Annotated in this window: 10 protein-coding genes; 6 read left to right on the forward strand and 4 right to left on the reverse strand. The window is 51.0% G+C overall.

The annotated features are described in order from the left end of the window. Positions 1 to 118 precede the first annotated feature (118 nt). The gene (locus BN2106_RS11670) at positions 119 to 7,495 is read right to left on the reverse strand and encodes an Ig-like domain-containing protein (RefSeq protein ID WP_082236484.1); all 7,377 of its coding nucleotides are present in this window, start codon (positions 7,493 to 7,495) and stop codon (positions 119 to 121) included. Positions 7,496 to 7,961: 466 nt separating this feature from the next. Further along, positions 7,962 to 9,044, reverse strand: coding sequence for a tetratricopeptide repeat-containing glycosyltransferase family 2 protein (locus tag BN2106_RS11675; RefSeq protein WP_050698765.1), 1,083 nt, complete (start codon positions 9,042 to 9,044; stop codon positions 7,962 to 7,964). Between the two features lie 236 nt (positions 9,045 to 9,280). Between BN2106_RS11675 and secG the strand changes: the two genes are divergently transcribed. The 4 genes from secG to BN2106_RS11695 all read left to right on the forward strand — a co-directional run bounded on the left by secG (position 9,281) and on the right by BN2106_RS11695 (position 12,847). Next, a complete protein-coding gene (gene secG, locus BN2106_RS11680; RefSeq protein ID WP_050698766.1) occupies positions 9,281 to 9,535 on the forward strand; it encodes a preprotein translocase subunit SecG in 255 nt (84 codons plus the stop codon). 173 nt (positions 9,536 to 9,708) lie between these two features. Then, complete coding sequence (gene rnr, locus BN2106_RS11685) at positions 9,709 to 11,919, forward strand: ribonuclease R (RefSeq protein WP_050698767.1); 2,211 nt, start codon at positions 9,709 to 9,711, stop codon at positions 11,917 to 11,919. A 295-nt stretch (positions 11,920 to 12,214) separates the two neighbouring features. After that, positions 12,215 to 12,502, forward strand: a complete 288-nt coding sequence (locus BN2106_RS11690; RefSeq protein WP_050698768.1) for a DUF2508 family protein — start codon at positions 12,215 to 12,217, stop codon at positions 12,500 to 12,502. A gap of 81 nt (positions 12,503 to 12,583) precedes the next feature. After that, positions 12,584 to 12,847, forward strand: coding sequence for a pro-sigmaK processing inhibitor BofA family protein (locus tag BN2106_RS11695; RefSeq protein WP_050698769.1), 264 nt, complete (start codon positions 12,584 to 12,586; stop codon positions 12,845 to 12,847). Positions 12,848 to 13,013: 166 nt separating this feature from the next. Here the strand turns inward: BN2106_RS11695 and BN2106_RS11700 are convergent, their stop codons facing one another. Beyond that, positions 13,014 to 14,384, reverse strand: a complete 1,371-nt coding sequence (locus BN2106_RS11700; protein ID WP_050698770.1) for an MATE family efflux transporter — start codon at positions 14,382 to 14,384, stop codon at positions 13,014 to 13,016. Between the two features lie 122 nt (positions 14,385 to 14,506). On the opposite strand from BN2106_RS11700, the gene BN2106_RS11705 reads away from it, so the two are divergent. Next, on the forward strand, positions 14,507 to 15,052 hold the full coding sequence (locus BN2106_RS11705) for a PadR family transcriptional regulator (RefSeq protein ID WP_050698771.1): 546 nt from the start codon (positions 14,507 to 14,509) through the stop codon (positions 15,050 to 15,052). 228 nt (positions 15,053 to 15,280) lie between these two features. Continuing rightward, entirely contained in the window at positions 15,281 to 16,024 is a 744-nt protein-coding gene (locus BN2106_RS11710; protein WP_050698772.1) for a copper homeostasis protein CutC, read from the forward strand. Here the strand turns inward: BN2106_RS11710 and BN2106_RS11715 are convergent. Continuing rightward, positions 16,019 to 16,618 carry a DUF4364 family protein gene (locus BN2106_RS11715; RefSeq protein WP_050698773.1) on the reverse strand — a complete coding sequence of 200 codons (600 nt, stop codon included), beginning with the start codon at positions 16,616 to 16,618 and terminating at the stop codon, positions 16,019 to 16,021. The genes BN2106_RS11710 and BN2106_RS11715 overlap by 6 nt on opposite strands. Positions 16,619 to 16,658: the final 40 nt, after the last annotated feature.

Consider the following 16,658-nt stretch of genomic DNA (forward strand, 5'->3'; position numbering starts at 1 on the left):
TGAATCATTCTCTCCGAGAAATGATATTAAATAGCAAGTTGATTCATCCACAAACGAAAAGGAGCCGCAGACCCTAGTCTGCGGCTCCTCTTATAAATTCGGGATTTTGCAGTTATTTTCAGCCGATTGTAACCACACAATGCTTCTGCGGGTTCTGGCCCGGCAGAGCGGTGTAAACACCCGTGCTCTGGCCCGGCTTGCCAATCGCCCATACTCTGTAATAATAATCGTTGCCGATCTTTGTTACATACTGGGTCTTCAGCACACCGCCGTTGCCCACTGTGAAGTTCGGAATGGTGCTTTCATTGCCGTTAACCACGGTCATCTTGAAGCAGTACGCGCTGCCTCTCTTCAGGGTAAACGGCAGGGTCGTGTCGGAACGGACAGAAGCCGCCGCCAACACATCCTGGCCCGCTGTTACCACCGGGGAGGTTACAACCGCTGTACCGGTACCACCGTAGACGTTGCCGGAAGAGGAACCGCCGCCAGAGGAAGAACCACCGTTGGACGGTTTACTCGTCTGGTTTGCCGGAACAAGCAGAGCCCTCGCCGTGTTGATTTCATTGATCGAGTTTGTCACAATAGCCTGGTCGCGATCACTCAGGTTCTCGTTTTTCATAACGGCCTGTCCATCTGCGATTGCTTTGGCAAGACGTGCAAAACTCTCTGGTGTGTAATCGCTGGCCTTGAGGGTTTCAACGGATTCAAGCAGCGCTTCCAGTTCAGACTTGTCCGCCTTCTTGCGCAGCTCCGCCATCGCCAGCGTCAGCGTATCCACTGCCTTTTTGATTTCATCCTGTGTCGCGGTCTCGGTCAGCTTCTTCGCCTCTGCCAGAGCGGCAAGGAACTCTTCCTGTCCGGCCGGAACATACTTATCCAAATCAGCGACAATTGCGTCCGCTTCTTCGATCAGACGGTCCAAAAGCTCGCGATCCGCCGGACGCTGCAACGCCATCATCGCGTCGAACAAAGCCTCGCTCGCATCGTCGATGTCCCCCTGCAAGGCGTCCGGATCTGCATAAACAGCCTCTGCCTTGGCCAAAGCCGCTTCTACCGCCGGTTTTCCTTCGGGCAGGAAATTGGAGAAGTCGATGGCCTTTGCGTCGTCGATCATCTTCTTCAGGTCTTCCTTGCTGCCGGGACGGAACATCATGTAATGCAGGATCACAGTCAGATCGTATGCAGCTGCGTCGATCTGAGTCTGTGTTGCTTCTGCGTCCGCATAGACGGCCTTCGCCGTCGTAAAGCGGGCCTCAAACTTCTCTTTGACAGTCGGGATCACCTTGTCTGCGTTTCCATTGTCCACCTCTGCCTGGGCGGCGTCGATGACAATCTTCAGCAGGCTCTTGTACACAACATCAAAAGTAAAGTCAAGAATGGTATCTGTTGCGTCCATGGTTCCCGTATAGAGGAACTCCTTGGTACCCAACAGAGTCTGGGCTTCACCGTTCAGTGTAACTTCTCTGAACTCTCTGCCATCATGGCGCGGCTTGAAGGTCAGCGCGATCGGCGCGCCCGCTTCCAGCTTCACCATATAGTAACCGATGTTATCCGCAAATTTCTGCTGCTCGCCGTTGATCCACAGGGAAACATCCTTGCCGTTATAGTTGGCGCGCAGAACATGTTTGCCAGTCGGATCCGTGTCTTCCAGGGTAACCGTTACCGTTACAGCAGAGGCAGGCATTACAAAGGTGTACTGCTCGCCCTTTACAACTTCATTTGTTACAACCGAATTGCCCTGTGCGTCAGCAACAGCAATAGATTTAAACTGTTTGCCGGATGCGATGTCCGCAATGCTGACGGTGACGGTATCGCCTTCCTTCGCCTGCTGGACATTGCTGCTGACGGTCGCGCCCTCTGCCGGAGCAACCTGCACCGGATAGGTGGGCTCTACAACGTCGCTGCTGAACTGAATGGTATAGGTCTTGATGTTCGCCACGCTGCCGTCCTCCGGCACAAAGATGATCTGCGCTTTGCCGTTGGCGTCTGTGGCGGGAACGACTGTAACGGAAGCGTTGTTTGTAGCCGTTGCAGTCACGGTCGGGACTTCCGCGGACGGAAGCTTGATTTCATAATCCATCATGCCCGGGAAAAGCGGAATTTCCTGATCGCCAACACGAATTGCCGTGACTTCGTAATTGGATTTCGCTGTTGCAATCTTTCCAAAGAACTGCAGTTCCGTCGCGCCCAGGCACACAGTGCCGGTCGGGACCATATAGACGCGCAGGATGCAGGTTTCCACCGGCTCAAAGGAGACTTCCGTCAGCGCGCCGGTCTTTACGGACGGTTTGCCATTGATGTAGGTAACTTCTGTCCAGTTGTCTTCGTTGTTGAGCGGGCTGCCCGGGTAATTATCGCGGATATGGCCGCGCGGGTTGTTCGGGCCAAGCCCTGTGGACGGACCTGCCGGCAACTCAAAATCGACGGGGCCGGTGTAGTACTCAACGCGGTAATCGGACGGCTTCTGTGTGCCGCCGGTCGGGCCTTCGTCATAGAAGCCAACATTCAGCTTGTCTACAAATCTCTTTGTGACAACACCTTCGTGCGCCATGATGACGCCGATCCAGTTTTCTGTGCCGCCTGCGCCGCGCTGCCAATCGCACCAGATGTTCTTTCCGTCTTCATCTGTTGTCGCAAAGGACACGGTACCATCATTCAGCTTGTCTACGCGGTCCGTGGACTCGGGAACGTCATTGGTATAGGAAGCGATTGCAAACGGCAGTTCGTAGCCGTTGCGCATCAACGCAAAGTTTGCACTTTGCGTTACTTCCGTCTTGGTGACGCGGACATTCGCGACAACCGGAAGCTCCGTGCCATCAACCGTCGCCGTACCGTTGACCGGAACAATCGTGCCTTCCTCTACCTTAAAGGCATCGGCAGATACATCGTCCCAAACAACTGCTACATCCGTCGTCGAGGTTCCGTCGCTGTTGTAAACAGTAACCGTCTCCGGCAGCTGCGGAACAACCGCATACGGGGTTGCCGTGGAGAACTGTCTTGCTGCCACCGCATCTTTCACAATAACGGTTGCAGTGGGTTTCAGGCTCTGTCCTTCAACAGTGCCTTCCACCGTAAACTGGCCGAAGCCCGCATACTTGGAAGGATCGATGGAATCCCATGTGACGGAAAGCTCTCTTGCGAAGCTGTTTTCCACATACGCCTTAATCTTTTCAGGCAGGACCGGGGCCTCATTCTTCTTTGTGGTCACCGTCACGACGTCATAGGCGATCACAACAATGGGCGCGCCTTCCGTGATGGTGAGCGTCAACGTATTGGAGGAAATGCTCTTGCCGCGATAGGTAACTTCGGCGGTCAGTTCCACCGTACCGGCAGAATGCGCCTCAATCTGCATATTGCTGTTTACCTTGATCCAGCCCTTTGCCTCTGCGTCAACCGCCTTCACATCGTATGTGACGTTCAGGTCTTTGTTATCCAGAACGGTGCCGTCCTCCATTTTCGCCGTCAGCGTAAACGGAACAAGCTCGTTCTCCGCAAAGGTGGCCTTATCCGCTGCAATCACAGCCTCGTGGATCATAGCTGTGCTGCGGGTAAACTGGATGGTATAGCGATTGGTTGTGCCGTCTTCCGCCGTAACGGAGATAACCGCCGCATCATCGCCGCTCATTGCAGGAATGACAAACGCGGAGGCATTATCCGCCGCCACTGCTGTGATTTCCGGAATTTCTTCCGTAAAGCCCAGCGTATAGGTGTAAGCGAATGTATCCGGTGTAAAGCCTTCCAGATCCTTGCCGTTCAGCTGCAGCGCGGTCAGCGTCGCATTGCTGCTCGGAACGGGAGCGTCAATCGTATCCGCATATACTTCCCACTCGGTAACGCCAACTGGTCTGAAATTGGAGCCAGTCGGCTGTCCCTTCAGAACCAAGCGCATTGCCTGCGTAGTTACTGCGTCAAAAGTGATATCGTTCTTGACTCTACCCGCAAAATTATCCTTTTTGCTCTGATTGGAAACATCCACCCAATTTCCTTCCGCATCCTGATACTGCAGGATTGCCTGCTGCGGCAGCTGGGTTGCACTGTCTGTAAAGTAATAAATACCAACCTTTTGAATGGAATATGCCTCCGGGAAGGTCAACGCCAGCCAGGAAGTTTCGCCGCTGTGCGTAATATCATCCGTAGCGGCGTCGCCAATTCCGCCCGAAACCCAGTTGTTCCAACAGGGGCGCATATTCCCATCGCCGGTATTGCCATCAATTACAGCCCCGTCGTAGTTATCGCCTGTTCCATGCTTAGTGGATCCCAAAATAGTAGTTCCTTCAGACGCTAAGGCTATGTTCTTGCCCGGCACTGATTCTGTGCCAATGCGAATGTACGCCTTTGCCTTTATGGACGTAAGGCCTTCCACCGTGCCTATCTTTTCAACCACTCCGGCCTGTGCCACTTCGTCTTCTGTGATTGCATCCCAAGTAACAGCTGCACTCTGCTCTGTACCGTCGCTGTACACAACCTTGACAGTAGCCGGCAAAGTCGGGACTGTCCCGGTCTTCGTGACAATGCGGGTATCCCTTACGCCAAGTACACCCTTGACAATAACAGTGATTTCAATCGCTTCTCCGCCGTCAACGGTACCGCTGACAACAAAGGAACCCGGCTGTGCCAGATCCTCGTCCGAAACAGCGTCCCATTCAACCGAAACATCTTCCTTGGTACCGTCGCTGTAAATCGCAGTTACGGACGCAGGCAGAGCCGGCTGTACACCAACATTGGTTGTTACAGAGGACGGTGCATCATATCCGAGAATACGGCTGCCGTCTTCAATATCCGCCGTGGTATAGCAAGTAATCTTATCAGAGGACAAGCCATCGCCAGTCGCTGTCAATGTAAAGGAACCTTCGTCCTTCGTAGACTTGACAATCACAAGCGCTTTACCGCTGAATGCTTTTCTCTTCCAAACGCCGTCATAGTCTTTGTAACGCTCCCAGCTGGGGGCATTGCCGTTGTCCACGCCGACAATCTCGCCGTCTCCTGTGATATCAAAATACATTTGATTGTCCGCTGTCGGCATAAAGTTGCCGTTCGCGTCGGTAACATCCACCGTGATATAGGAGAGATCATAATTGTCCGCTTTAATGACCTGACGATCCGCGGAAAGCTTGATTGCCGCCGGGTTGTCTGCTGTAGCTACAACATCTTCGGCAACTTCATTGCCGTCGGCGTCGTAAGCAACCGCAGTCAGGGTACCGGGTTCATACGGAATACGCCATTCCAGATACAGCTTACTATCGCTATCCGGATTAACCTGATAGACCACATCGTCGCCGTTTTCATCCTGATACGGCGCAATGGTTTTAAAGGTCTGCATGCCAAGGCTTTCGCCGTCTTTAAACAGCTCCACGGAGCGTGCATTAGAATAAATACGAACCGGAATTTTACCATTTACAGTAACCTGGGAAGCCAAGGCGGGATCATCCCAGTTCCAGTGCGGCATGATATGTACCATCGGATTCTCTTCCACACTGGTCCACTGGCTTTGATACAGATAATAGTCATCCTTTACAAAGCCTGCCGTGTCCACTACGCCAAAGTAGGAATTCTTCGGAGGCGCATAGGCATTCTGGTTCCACGGGGTCGGCTCACCGATGTAGTCGAAACCGGTCCACACGAACTCGCCGAGCACAAATTTCCTGTCGCGGTCCGCCACCCACGAGCTGGTCGCCGTACGGCCCCAGCCCACATGGTCGTTGTCATAGGAGGACTGCTGGTAATCCGGATGCGAGCCAGAATCCATGGAGCCGCTTCTGTCTGGATGCGCATAGATGCCGCGGCTCTTCGTTGCGGAAGAATTCTCAGCGCCGTAGATGATCCAATCCGGATGTTGATTGTGGCGGTAGTCGTAGTTAGCTTCCGCATAGTTCATGCCAACCACATCCATCTTAGAGGCAACCGCCGTGTAGTTGCCCTCGTTCGTATTCATGCGGAATTTGTCTTCCCCCATGGTATACGGTCGAGTGTCGTCAATTTCCTTGCCTGCTGCCAACAAATAATCTGCTACTGTCAGGCCTTTTGTATCATCGGTCGCATAGATTTCATTGCCGATGGACCACATGATGACAGATGGGAAGTTTTTGCCGCGGTTGACCATAAGCTGCAGGTCAAACTGTCCCCAGGTCTGGCCCGGCTTCGCGTCCGGATGCGTGGCGGCCTGTTCAAAGAAGCGCCTGCCATAATCATAGGTATTTTTCCCCTTATACCAGCTGTCAAACGCTTCCTCAATGACCATCAGGCCAAGCTTGTCGCAGATTTCCAGCAGCTCGTCCGCCGCCGGGTTATGCGTCACGCGGATGGCGTTGACGCCCATCCCCTTCAGGATCTGCATCTGGCGCTCAATCGCACGGTAATTTGCCACAGCGCCCAAGGCGCCCTGATCATGGTGCATACACATGCCCTTGAGCTTCATCCATTCGCCGTTCAAATAGAAGCCGTCATCTGTGGTAAAGGTTGTCCAACGGAATCCAAAGCGGGATTCGTAACGGTCTGTTACAACGCCGTCTACCAAAATTTCGGTTAAAGCTTTATACAGATTCGGGGAATCCACGGACCAGAGTTCCGGATTCACAGCTTCCAACGTCTGCTCCACTGTTTGCGTCTTACCAGCGGCAACCGTAATCTCTTCAGAGGTTTCCGCTTCAGTGAATACACTGTCGTCCTCATAATTAAGGATGGAAGTGCGCACCTGAACCGTCTGCTCCGCGTCAGAATCATTCTGTACCTTTGTTGCAATATTGACATCTGTTGTAAAGTCGCTTACATCATAATCTTTTTCCAGATTCGGCGTGGTGATCTTCGTGCCGTATTTGGCCAGATGCACCGGCTCCGTCACAATCAGATTGACGTTGCGGTAAATGCCGCTGCCGGAATACCAGCGGCTGGTTTTACCATTGCTTTCGGTTTTGTTTTCCGCGCGAACTGCAATCACGTTTTCTGTTTTACCATCACAGATCAGGTCATCGGTAATATCATACGTAAATTCCAGATATCCGTTGGGGTAATTGCCAATCAAATTACCATTGACATAGGTGGTGCTATTCATATAGACACCGCCAAATTCAATGTTAATCCGCTTTCCCGCCATTTCCTCCGGCAGAACAAAAGCTTTTCTGTACCAGCCGGTACCTCCGGCCAGATGGCCAATTTCCGAAGTGGTCGCATTACCATTTGTAAAATCGAGTTCAATGCTCCAGTCATGGGGCAATGTTAAACTGCGCCAGTCGGAATCGTCAAAGTTCTTGTCACTGGCATTGGAAGGGTCCCCCAAATAGAATCTCCAATCGTCGTTAAACAGGATTTCTCGTTCGGTTTCATCCGTTACTTCCGTCAGCACCGTACTCTCGGCGCTGTCCTTCACATCCTGCTCCGTCATCGCCAGCGCGCTGGTGAAACTACCTGTCGCAATTGTTGCTGCCAGAAGCAAAGCCAACAGCTTTTTGCTATGTTTCACGTCTTCAAATACCTCCTTCACTCGTTCTCTTCTCTTCATTGTCTCACCTCTCAAATTTTACCTCAGCATTCCTCCTTTAGAACACTATTAAGATACTACTATTCCCTCATGTGGAAAAGGTTCCATTTGTCCCTCATTATACAGATCTGTATAACGAAACACAAAATCGCCATGAAGATATTGTTAATAATAACACATCCCAGGTTCAATCACAAGATATAAAACACTTTTAGATAAAAAATTTCAACATTTGTGTACCTGCTCTCCTGTTCCTTATTTCAAGCAATAATATCTTAATTTTAATGCAATAACTGGATGATTTATCATATTTTTCTAATTTTATTACTTAGTAAGAAAGTATCTTTTCCACACAGTTCATTTTGTTGCAGATAGAGCGTATATGTAACATTTTACCATCATGTTTTTCCTTCGTTTACCAGATTTTTTATAAGAAAGACGGGCTGCCCAGATCACAGGCAACCCGTCAATATGTTTATATAACCATTCATTTGTTTTCGCTCAGCCGCTTTTCAAAATACGTTCGATTGAACTGCACTGCTTGGGAATTCGGCTTGCACTCTCCCGCCAATTCATTGTAAAAATTGGCGACATCATATTTGCCCAGTTTGTCGTAGCAGACACACAGCTGTAAATACGGAAGATAGTCATGGCTGTCGGGCTCTGAAAACCCGCCGGCTTCTTCCCTGCGCGGCTGCTCCACCGCAGTTTCAAACCAAAAGGCCGCCTGTTGCAATTGGTTCCGGTCCAAAAAATGCTTGCCGATTTCACAGCACACCTCAGACCGCGGCGTATCATAAACCAGGCTGCGCAATAAATCGCGCAGCGCTAAGTCGTCCTCTGACAAGGCGTAATGACAGTAGGACATCTGCCGGCATGCGTCAATCTCGTTCTCTATCCAGCCCCGGCCGGAGTCCAGAAAGGATGCATATTCCTTTAATGCGTCCTCATACCGTTTATGATAATACAATTCGCGCGCATAATAAAACTGTTCGCGCGGATCTAAAGATTTTCCTTCTGACCGCAGCTTTTCAAAAATGCGCAAATTCCGGTCCGGGTCGCTCGGATGGAGCTTTTGATGCGTAACAGCCGTATTGACATGGAGAATTTTCCCGGCGGGCGTAATCACCTCATGCACCGCGCCCTGCCAGACGAATCCCATCCGGTTGCGGATCAGCCTTTCCCGATAATAGGAAAAGGTCGGATTTCCTTCACCGTCAAAAGCCGTGTGGTACTTCATCATGACGATGCTGACCGACGGGTCCAGTTCCGCTTTCAATTTTAAAAGCTGCTTTGCATCCTCTTCCAGCAAAACGTCGTCGGCGTCCAGCCACATACAATAGTCCATTTCCGCCTTTGAAAAAGAAAAATTCCGAGCGGCAGCAAAGTCGTCGATCCACGGAAAATCATACACCTGATCCGTATAGTTCCGCGCAATCTCTTTTGTCGCGTCTGTGGACCCGGTGTCCACTACGATGATTTCATCCACACAAGCCCGGACGGAGTCCAGGCACCGCGCCAGGACGTCTTCCTCATTTTTTACAATCATACACAGGCTGATCGTTGCCATAGCAAAGCCCCCTCACCGGATTGCGGCCTTTTTGTTCTCAGAAAGACCCATTTATTCCATCCTATGCAGGTAAAATCAAATGGTTCCAGGCACAGGGCCTTTTTAGGCCGCAGAGGCTTGGGCGCAAATGCCGGGAAAAATGGAAAAGATACTTGCAATAGCTGCTTTTTTGTGGTACTATAATCAAAGCTATTTATGGGAGCTTAGGCTCCAGGCAGTATTATCGGAGGTGCAGTATGAACGCGTTGCAAATTGTTTTCGGGGTCGTTCTGGCTTTGTTCTCCATCGCTATCATCGTGATTGTTCTGTTGCAGGAAGGCCATCAGGCGGGACTGGGAGCAATTACAGGCGGTGCGGATACATTTCTGGCAAAAAACCAGGCGCGGACCGTGGATGCGTTTCTCGCAAGATGGACAAAGGTGGTCGCCGTCGGCTTCTTCCTTCTGGTCATCGTATTGAACGCGATCCTGTTTTTTGGCGTAGGCCAATAAATCCGAATGCAAAAAGCCCCGCTTCTGAAAGCGGGGCTTTTTTTGCCTGAATTTAGCTGAGTCAGTCCTCAAAAACAAAGATATAAAACCGTTAAAACCAGGGAAGAATGATTTGAGTAAAGGCGCGGACCGCGCCGCCCCGCTACAGACGGCGGGCAAAGGAGTACAAGATAATGTTGGAAGAAATGAAAGATAAAATTCTGCATGTTGTGCAGAAAACGCCGCAGGTATTTACTTCCCGCGGCCTGATTCAAAAGATGAAAATTAAAGACACCAAGCTGTTTTATCAGGCTTTAAACCAGCTCAAACAGCAGGGCCTTGTCAGCGTCAATAAAAAGCACCGGGTACAGGCTGCGCCCGGCCCGCGCATGGCGCCGTCCAGCGCTGTCAAACGTGCGGAGAAAGGCGGGGCTCCCAAGGCAAGAAACCTGCGCCCGATTCGCGAAAAGCTGCGCCAGCCCGTGGAAAAAATCGAGGGCGTAAAAAATGCCGTGATTGTATCCCTCAGCAAGGGCTTTGCCTTCGCGCGGCCTGAAGACGGCGGCGACGATCTGTTTATCCACGCCCGCCAGCTGAAATCCGCCTTCATCGGAGATTCCGTCGTGCTGGATCACATTCAGCGCAGCGAACGCGGTTTTTCCGCCGACGTGGAAACCGTGACGGAAAAAGCCAGCCGCCTGCTGACCGGTACGTTGGTACAGGGCGACTTGGGCCTGGAATTCGCGCCGGACGATGCGATCCGGTACAACCTGCCGGTCCAGAAAGATAGCATCAAACACCTGCGGGCGTGGACGAAGGTACAGGCGGAAATTCACCAAATTCCCGGAAGGGACGACCTGTCCGCGCGGATCGTCAAGGTCTACGGAACCTCCAACAGCGCTAAAATCTGTGCAGACGCCATCATTGATCAAAACGGCATCCGCACCAAGTTTTCGGATGAAGTATTGGCGGAAGCGAAGAAGGTCTCCAAAAGAGGGATTTCCGAAAAAGACCTGAAGGGCCGTTTGGATTTGCGGGACACCAACATTTGCACCATCGACAGTGCGGATGCCAAGGACTTGGACGACGCCATATCGGTCAGCCGCACCCGGCTGGGTTACCGGCTGGGCGTACACATCGCGGATGTCTCCCATTACGTAAAAGCGGGAAGCGCAATCGATATGGAGGCGCGGGAACGCGGCACCTCCGTTTACTTTGCGGACCGGGTCATCCCCATGCTGCCGGTGGAGCTCAGCAACGGCGTATGCTCCCTGAACGCGGGTGAAGATAAACTGACGCTCTCCGCGATCATCGAGTTGGATAAGCAGGGAGCCATTTTGTCCTACCGGTTCCGCAAGAGCGTCATCAACTCTAAAGTGCGCGGCGTTTACGCCGAAGTCAACGAGATTTTTGCGGGCAAGGCCGATAAGGAGCTGCGCAAAAAATACGCGCCGGTGATCCGTTCCCTGAACGCCGCCCGCGAACTGGCGGACATCCTGCGCGAACGCGGCAGGAAAAATGGTACAGTTGATTTGGAAAGTACGGAATCTAAATTCACGTTGGACGAAACAGGCGTGTGCGTCGATGTAAGTCCGCGCGGTACCGGCGAATCAGAGCAAATGATTGAACAGCTGATGATTGCCGCCAACCAGGCGGCGGCAAAGCTGGCCAAGCAGGCGCGTATCCCGTTTGTCTACCGCATTCACGAGCAGCCGGACCCCGCGCGCGTGGAAACGCTGGCGGATCTGGTGGCGGCGCTGGGCCTGAATGCCGTAAGCCTGCGGCATAGCGCCAGCGTGACAACCGCCGACTTTGCCAAAGTTATGGCGCAGGCGCAAAACACGCCGGCGCAGAAGGTGGTTTCTCATCAACTGCTGCGCACGATGGCAAAAGCCCGCTACGACACCCAGCCAGTCGGGCATTTTGGCCTGGCTCTGGAGGACTACTGTCATTTCACCTCCCCCATCCGCCGCTACCCCGACACCGCGATTCACCGCATCATCTCCGCGTATCTGGAGAAGGACAAGCAAATGGACCTGCACTTTGCCGACTTTGCAAAACAGGCAGCTTCTCAGTCCTCCAAGTGTGAGGTGCGCGCGATGATGGCGGAACGCAGCGCGGAGGACTGCTATATGGCGGAATATATGACGCAGCATCTCGGCGAGGAATACGATGGCATCATCAGCGGCGTGACCATGCGCGGCGTCTTTGTGGAGCTCCCCAACACGGTGGAGGGCTTTGTCCCGGTCACATCCTTTGAGGGTGCACACTTCCAGTTTGACGGCCTGATTACCCAATACGACGAGACAACCGGCAAGAAGCTGACCATCGGCCAACCTCTGCGTGTTAAAGCGGCCGCCGCGGATGTGGCCAGCGGACGCATCGACTTTGTTCCGGCGGAATGATCTCCAACACAAAACCCCGGCGCGGTGAAAAAACCGTGCCGGGGTTTTTCTATCTGTCAAAAATTCGCTTTCTTTTGGATTCTTTCCCCATGTCCGCCCGCTCTTACAATTGCATTACGCATCATTCCCCTATCTCAACTCTGCTTATGCTAAACCAAGTTAAGATTTCCTTTGCTTTTTCTCCAAAAACCGGAATAAAGGATGGAATAAACGCCCACCATAGGAACATAAAGATAAACGTACGCGCGGGGACTCTGACGGAACCGCACGGGTGCGGATGGAAAGTGGTGTTACTATGGAATCGGTGTTGAAACTGATACAACTGGTGGATGGCCGGGAACGAACCAATCAAAAGGAGGAAAAAGAAAAGCAGCAGCTTTTGGAGGAAGTCCGGGAAGTCAGCAGGCTGATGGCCTGCAACGACCGCTGGTTTGAACTGGAATGCGACGGCGACCTGATCGAAGCCTGTATCTACCAGCGCGAGGCGCTGCGCGCGCGGTACCGTCATTTGTTGGAAACCGCAAAGCGCAAAGGGATCAGCTGTACGCCGTTTCAGTCAAAAAGGGCGGAGGGTCAGGCCTGAACCGCAGGCTTTTCCCTCCCCTCAGTCGATAACAAAGAAACAGGCAAACGGAAGACAAGCGAAGGGAAATGGTGATGTACAATGACAAGTTGGATGGTGATTCTGGCGGGACTCGGTGTATTTGCCCTTTTGGTCCTATTACAGGTAATCGTAAGGGCGTCCCACCCGGTCCAACGTGCAATGGGCGGCGTTGCAACCGGACTTTGCGCTTTAGCGGTGGTCAATCTCACCGGCTTTTTCACGGGCGTATCGCTGCCGCTCAGCCCATTGGCAATCGGCGTGTCGGGTGCCGCGGGAATTCCTGGCGTGACGCTCATGCTCCTGTTAAATTTAATTCTTACATAATCACATTGCGCTCAAAAAGCTTCATCCACTCTAAACAATTGAATGAACCATTCAGAAAGCCATACAAACCAAGCGTTTGTATGGCTTTCTTCCTTTTTATTTCTGTTGGTTCATGCAGCCGTTTAAAAACAAAGGGAAATACGTGCGGTGAAAGCAGTTTTGTTTATTATCCTGCCGATAAGAAACGCTCTTTTGTCACAACCAATTCCTTATGAAGATGTACAGCCATCCATACGGTAACAACAGCAGAAAGCACATCAGCAATCGGCTGGGCATAAAGCACGCCATTCAGCCCCCAAAACATCGGGAGAAGCAGAATAACTGGCACAAAAAATATTCCCTGTCTGCAGGCGCCAAGGATACAACCTTCTTTCGCTCTTCCCATCACCAGGAACAAAAAGGAATATACCGTGTAGAAACCAAAAAGGATAAAAGAAAGGCCATTTGCCCGCAATGCGATGGAACCGACGCGGATCATTTCCAAATCGCCTTTTGTAAACAGGGACATGATCTGTGCAGGAAATATGGCAACGATCAAACCAAATATCAGACAAAATATCGTAGACCAGAGTATGGAAGTTTTGATCGCTTCATGCAGGCGGTCAAACTTTTTTGCACCATAGCTGAATCCGGCGATCGGCTGGAAACCTTTTAAAAAACCAAATACCATCAGACTACCCATAGACATCATTTTTGTGAGCGGTCCCATCGCAGCAAGCGCGGAATTTCCATATTCTTTGGCCGCATTGTCCATCATACCGATTGACAGGCTGGTCAGCAATTGGAAAAGCAATGTGGGAATCCCTATTTTCAAAATTTCAGATACGATCTCTTTGGAAAAGCAACAATCCTTGATACGAAAATGAAACACGCTCTTTTTGCGGAGGATATAGCATAAATAAACCAAGGTGGAAACGATTTGTGAAATGGCAGTGGCGATAGCCGCACCGGCAACTCCCAGATGCAACGCATAGATGAAAACAGGGTCTAATAGCACGTTCAATATGGCGCCCGTCATTAATGCACACATTGCCGTTTTTGCAGCCCCCTCACTGGACACAATGTTGTTCATGGTGACGTTAAATACATTAAAAATTGAGAATGTGATATAAATACCGGAATAGGCAATCGCATCGGGCAGGACGCTTTCAATCGCACCCAGCTGCTTCAAAATTGGTTTCAGAAAAATGACAGAGCAAAGAATGACAATTGCTCCCACCAAAATACTGCTGTACACGGCCGTACTGGCTACTTTATTCGCCGTATCTTTGTCCCCGCGCCCAAGCAATCTTGAAAGATAAGCGGCGGCGCCATTTCCAAATAACAATCCCAAACCTACAACAATTTGCCCAAGGGGAAACGCCACCGTAACTGCTCCCATCTGGTCGGTTCCAAGCCCTCCCACAAAGTAGGTATCCACCAAATTGTAAAGCGCGTTGATCAACATACCAATCATCGTTGGGAGTCCCAACGCCAAAAGCGCCTTTGGTATTGGTGCGCTTCCCAACAAGTCCATTTTTGTATGATGTTTTTTCATCTTACCTTCTCCCTTCTCTTGACACAAAACGCAAAATACAGTAGTATAAATTATAGTATATCGTTGCTGCTGATTATACTACTATAATTTATACTATTTGTCAATAAAAAAAGGAGGAGTAAATGGCAACCATCGATTTGATCGTACTGGGAATTTTAAAAAAAGAACCCTTAAGCGCCTACGACATTCAAAAACTGGTAGAATACCGAAACATATCCAAGTGGGTAAAAATCAGCACACCCTCCATTTATAAAAAAGTGATTCAGCTTGAAGCAAAAGGCTATATCAAAAGCAATTCTGTAAAAGAGGGAAAAATGCCGGAAAAAGCAGTCTATTCTCTGACAGAAGCTGGCGAAAAGGAATTTGAACGCCTTATGTATGAGATTGCCTCGCAGCCTGTTCGCTTTTTTCTGGACTTTAACGCCGTAGTTGTAAATTTATCAAGTCTTCCACCAGAAGGCCAAAAAACTTGTCTCACAGAAATTGAAAACAATATAAAAACATTAAAGGCGTATCTGGAGGATAACATTCGGGAAAAGAAAATCGTCCCGAATATTCCGGAAACCGGTATGGCCGTTCTACAACAACAATATGTACTGGCGCAAGCAATTGAAGCATGGATTATTTCGTTGAAAGATAAAAATCTTTCCGAAAATGAGAAACAATAAACGTCCTGTATCTTCTTAATGATAAAAATAGACCTGTATTTTTGATGCAAGCTTTGCCAAAATCTTGACAGGATAAGAGGAACTCCCCCGCTTTTAGTGGGGGAGTTGTCCATTTAGCCGACTTTTTACACATTCTTCCAATCAGGGATACAGATCTGTTTTTCTGGATTTCTCAAATCATATGTGGTACAATACAGCCGAATAACGTATTGAAAAGGAAGGTCCTCTATGAACCATTTTATTTTGGAAGCCTGTGTCGATAACATCGCCTCCGCAAAAGCGGCCATGCGCGGTGGTGCGGACCGGCTCGAGCTCTGCACCGGACTGGTCGTCGGCGGCCTTACGCCGGGCCTGCCCTTCTTCCGCCAGGTAAAAGAGCAAACCGGGTTGCGCACTCATGTGCTGGTCCGCCCGCGCTTCGGTGATTTTTGCTATACCGATGACGAATTTGCCGTGATGCTGGAGGAAATCTCCGCACTGGTGCAGGCGGGCGCAGACGCCATTGTCACAGGCTTTCTGCTTCCGGACGGCAACCTGGACCTTACAAAAATGGAAAAAGTCCGGACGCTTTGCAAAAACTGCCGCCTTACTCTTCACCGCGCCTTTGATGTGTGCGCCGATCCTTACCGCGCATTGGAGGAAGCAAAAACCTTGGGAATCGATACCATCCTGACCTCCGGCCAGCAAAACAGCGCTGTCGAAGGCGCAGCACTGCTGCGCGATCTGGTCCAGCAAGCCGGGCCGGTTGAAATTTTGGTAGGCAGCGGCGTAAAATCGGGCAATCTGCGCGAACTGGCGATGAAAACCGGTGCAAAGAGTTTTCACCTTTCCGCCAAAAAAGAGAAGGACAGCGCCATGCAGTACCGGAAAGCCGGCGTGAGCATGGGGCTGCCCATGATGAGCGAATATACAATTTTTGAAACGGACGAAGCCGAAATCGCCGCCGCCCGACAGATTTTGGAACAGCTATAAAGCTTTTCCCTTTGCACTTTTTAAAATATCTGCGACCAGATCGGTGTTATTTGTCACCGCCGCCAACAGGATGCGGTAGACGTTTTCCGGCGCGCGGTGAAAGTTCCGTTTGACCATCCTTGCCTGGTACAAGTCCGGCACGTACAGCGTAAAGCTCATCAGCTCCATGTCCCCGCCGGAAACATGGCAGACCACATTATAGCCGTTGTCTGTGCGGCGAATTTCCACCTTGTTCTCACGTTCCCTTTTAGCAGCCGCCAGCAGGTTGGCTGCTGCAGAAACCGCATGCTCCCTCACCGCAATCGGCACAGCGGCATCCAGCTGCTTGGCAATCATGTGCGCCTGAGGAGTGGCGGTCAAAAGTTCTGGATGCTGCGGGTCTTCCATAAGATTCCCGTTCGCTAAGAGCTCCGCAACCGCATCCGCAATTTCAAAATAATTGGCAAGACCGTTGTCCTGCATAATATGGATGACGTCTTCTCGGGACAACGGCGCATCAACACTGGAAAGCAGATAGCAGATCAAAATCCGAATCTGATTCTTCGTGCGCAGTCCTCCCGGCTCAACGCCGCCGGTAAAAGCATCATAATCCACGGGATCCTCTCCATTTCTTAAAAATACAAACAGCTTACCG

The sequence above is a fragment of the Anaeromassilibacillus senegalensis genome (assembly GCF_001261775.1).
GTDB classification, from domain to species: Bacteria; Bacillota; Clostridia; order Oscillospirales; family Acutalibacteraceae; genus Anaeromassilibacillus; species Anaeromassilibacillus senegalensis.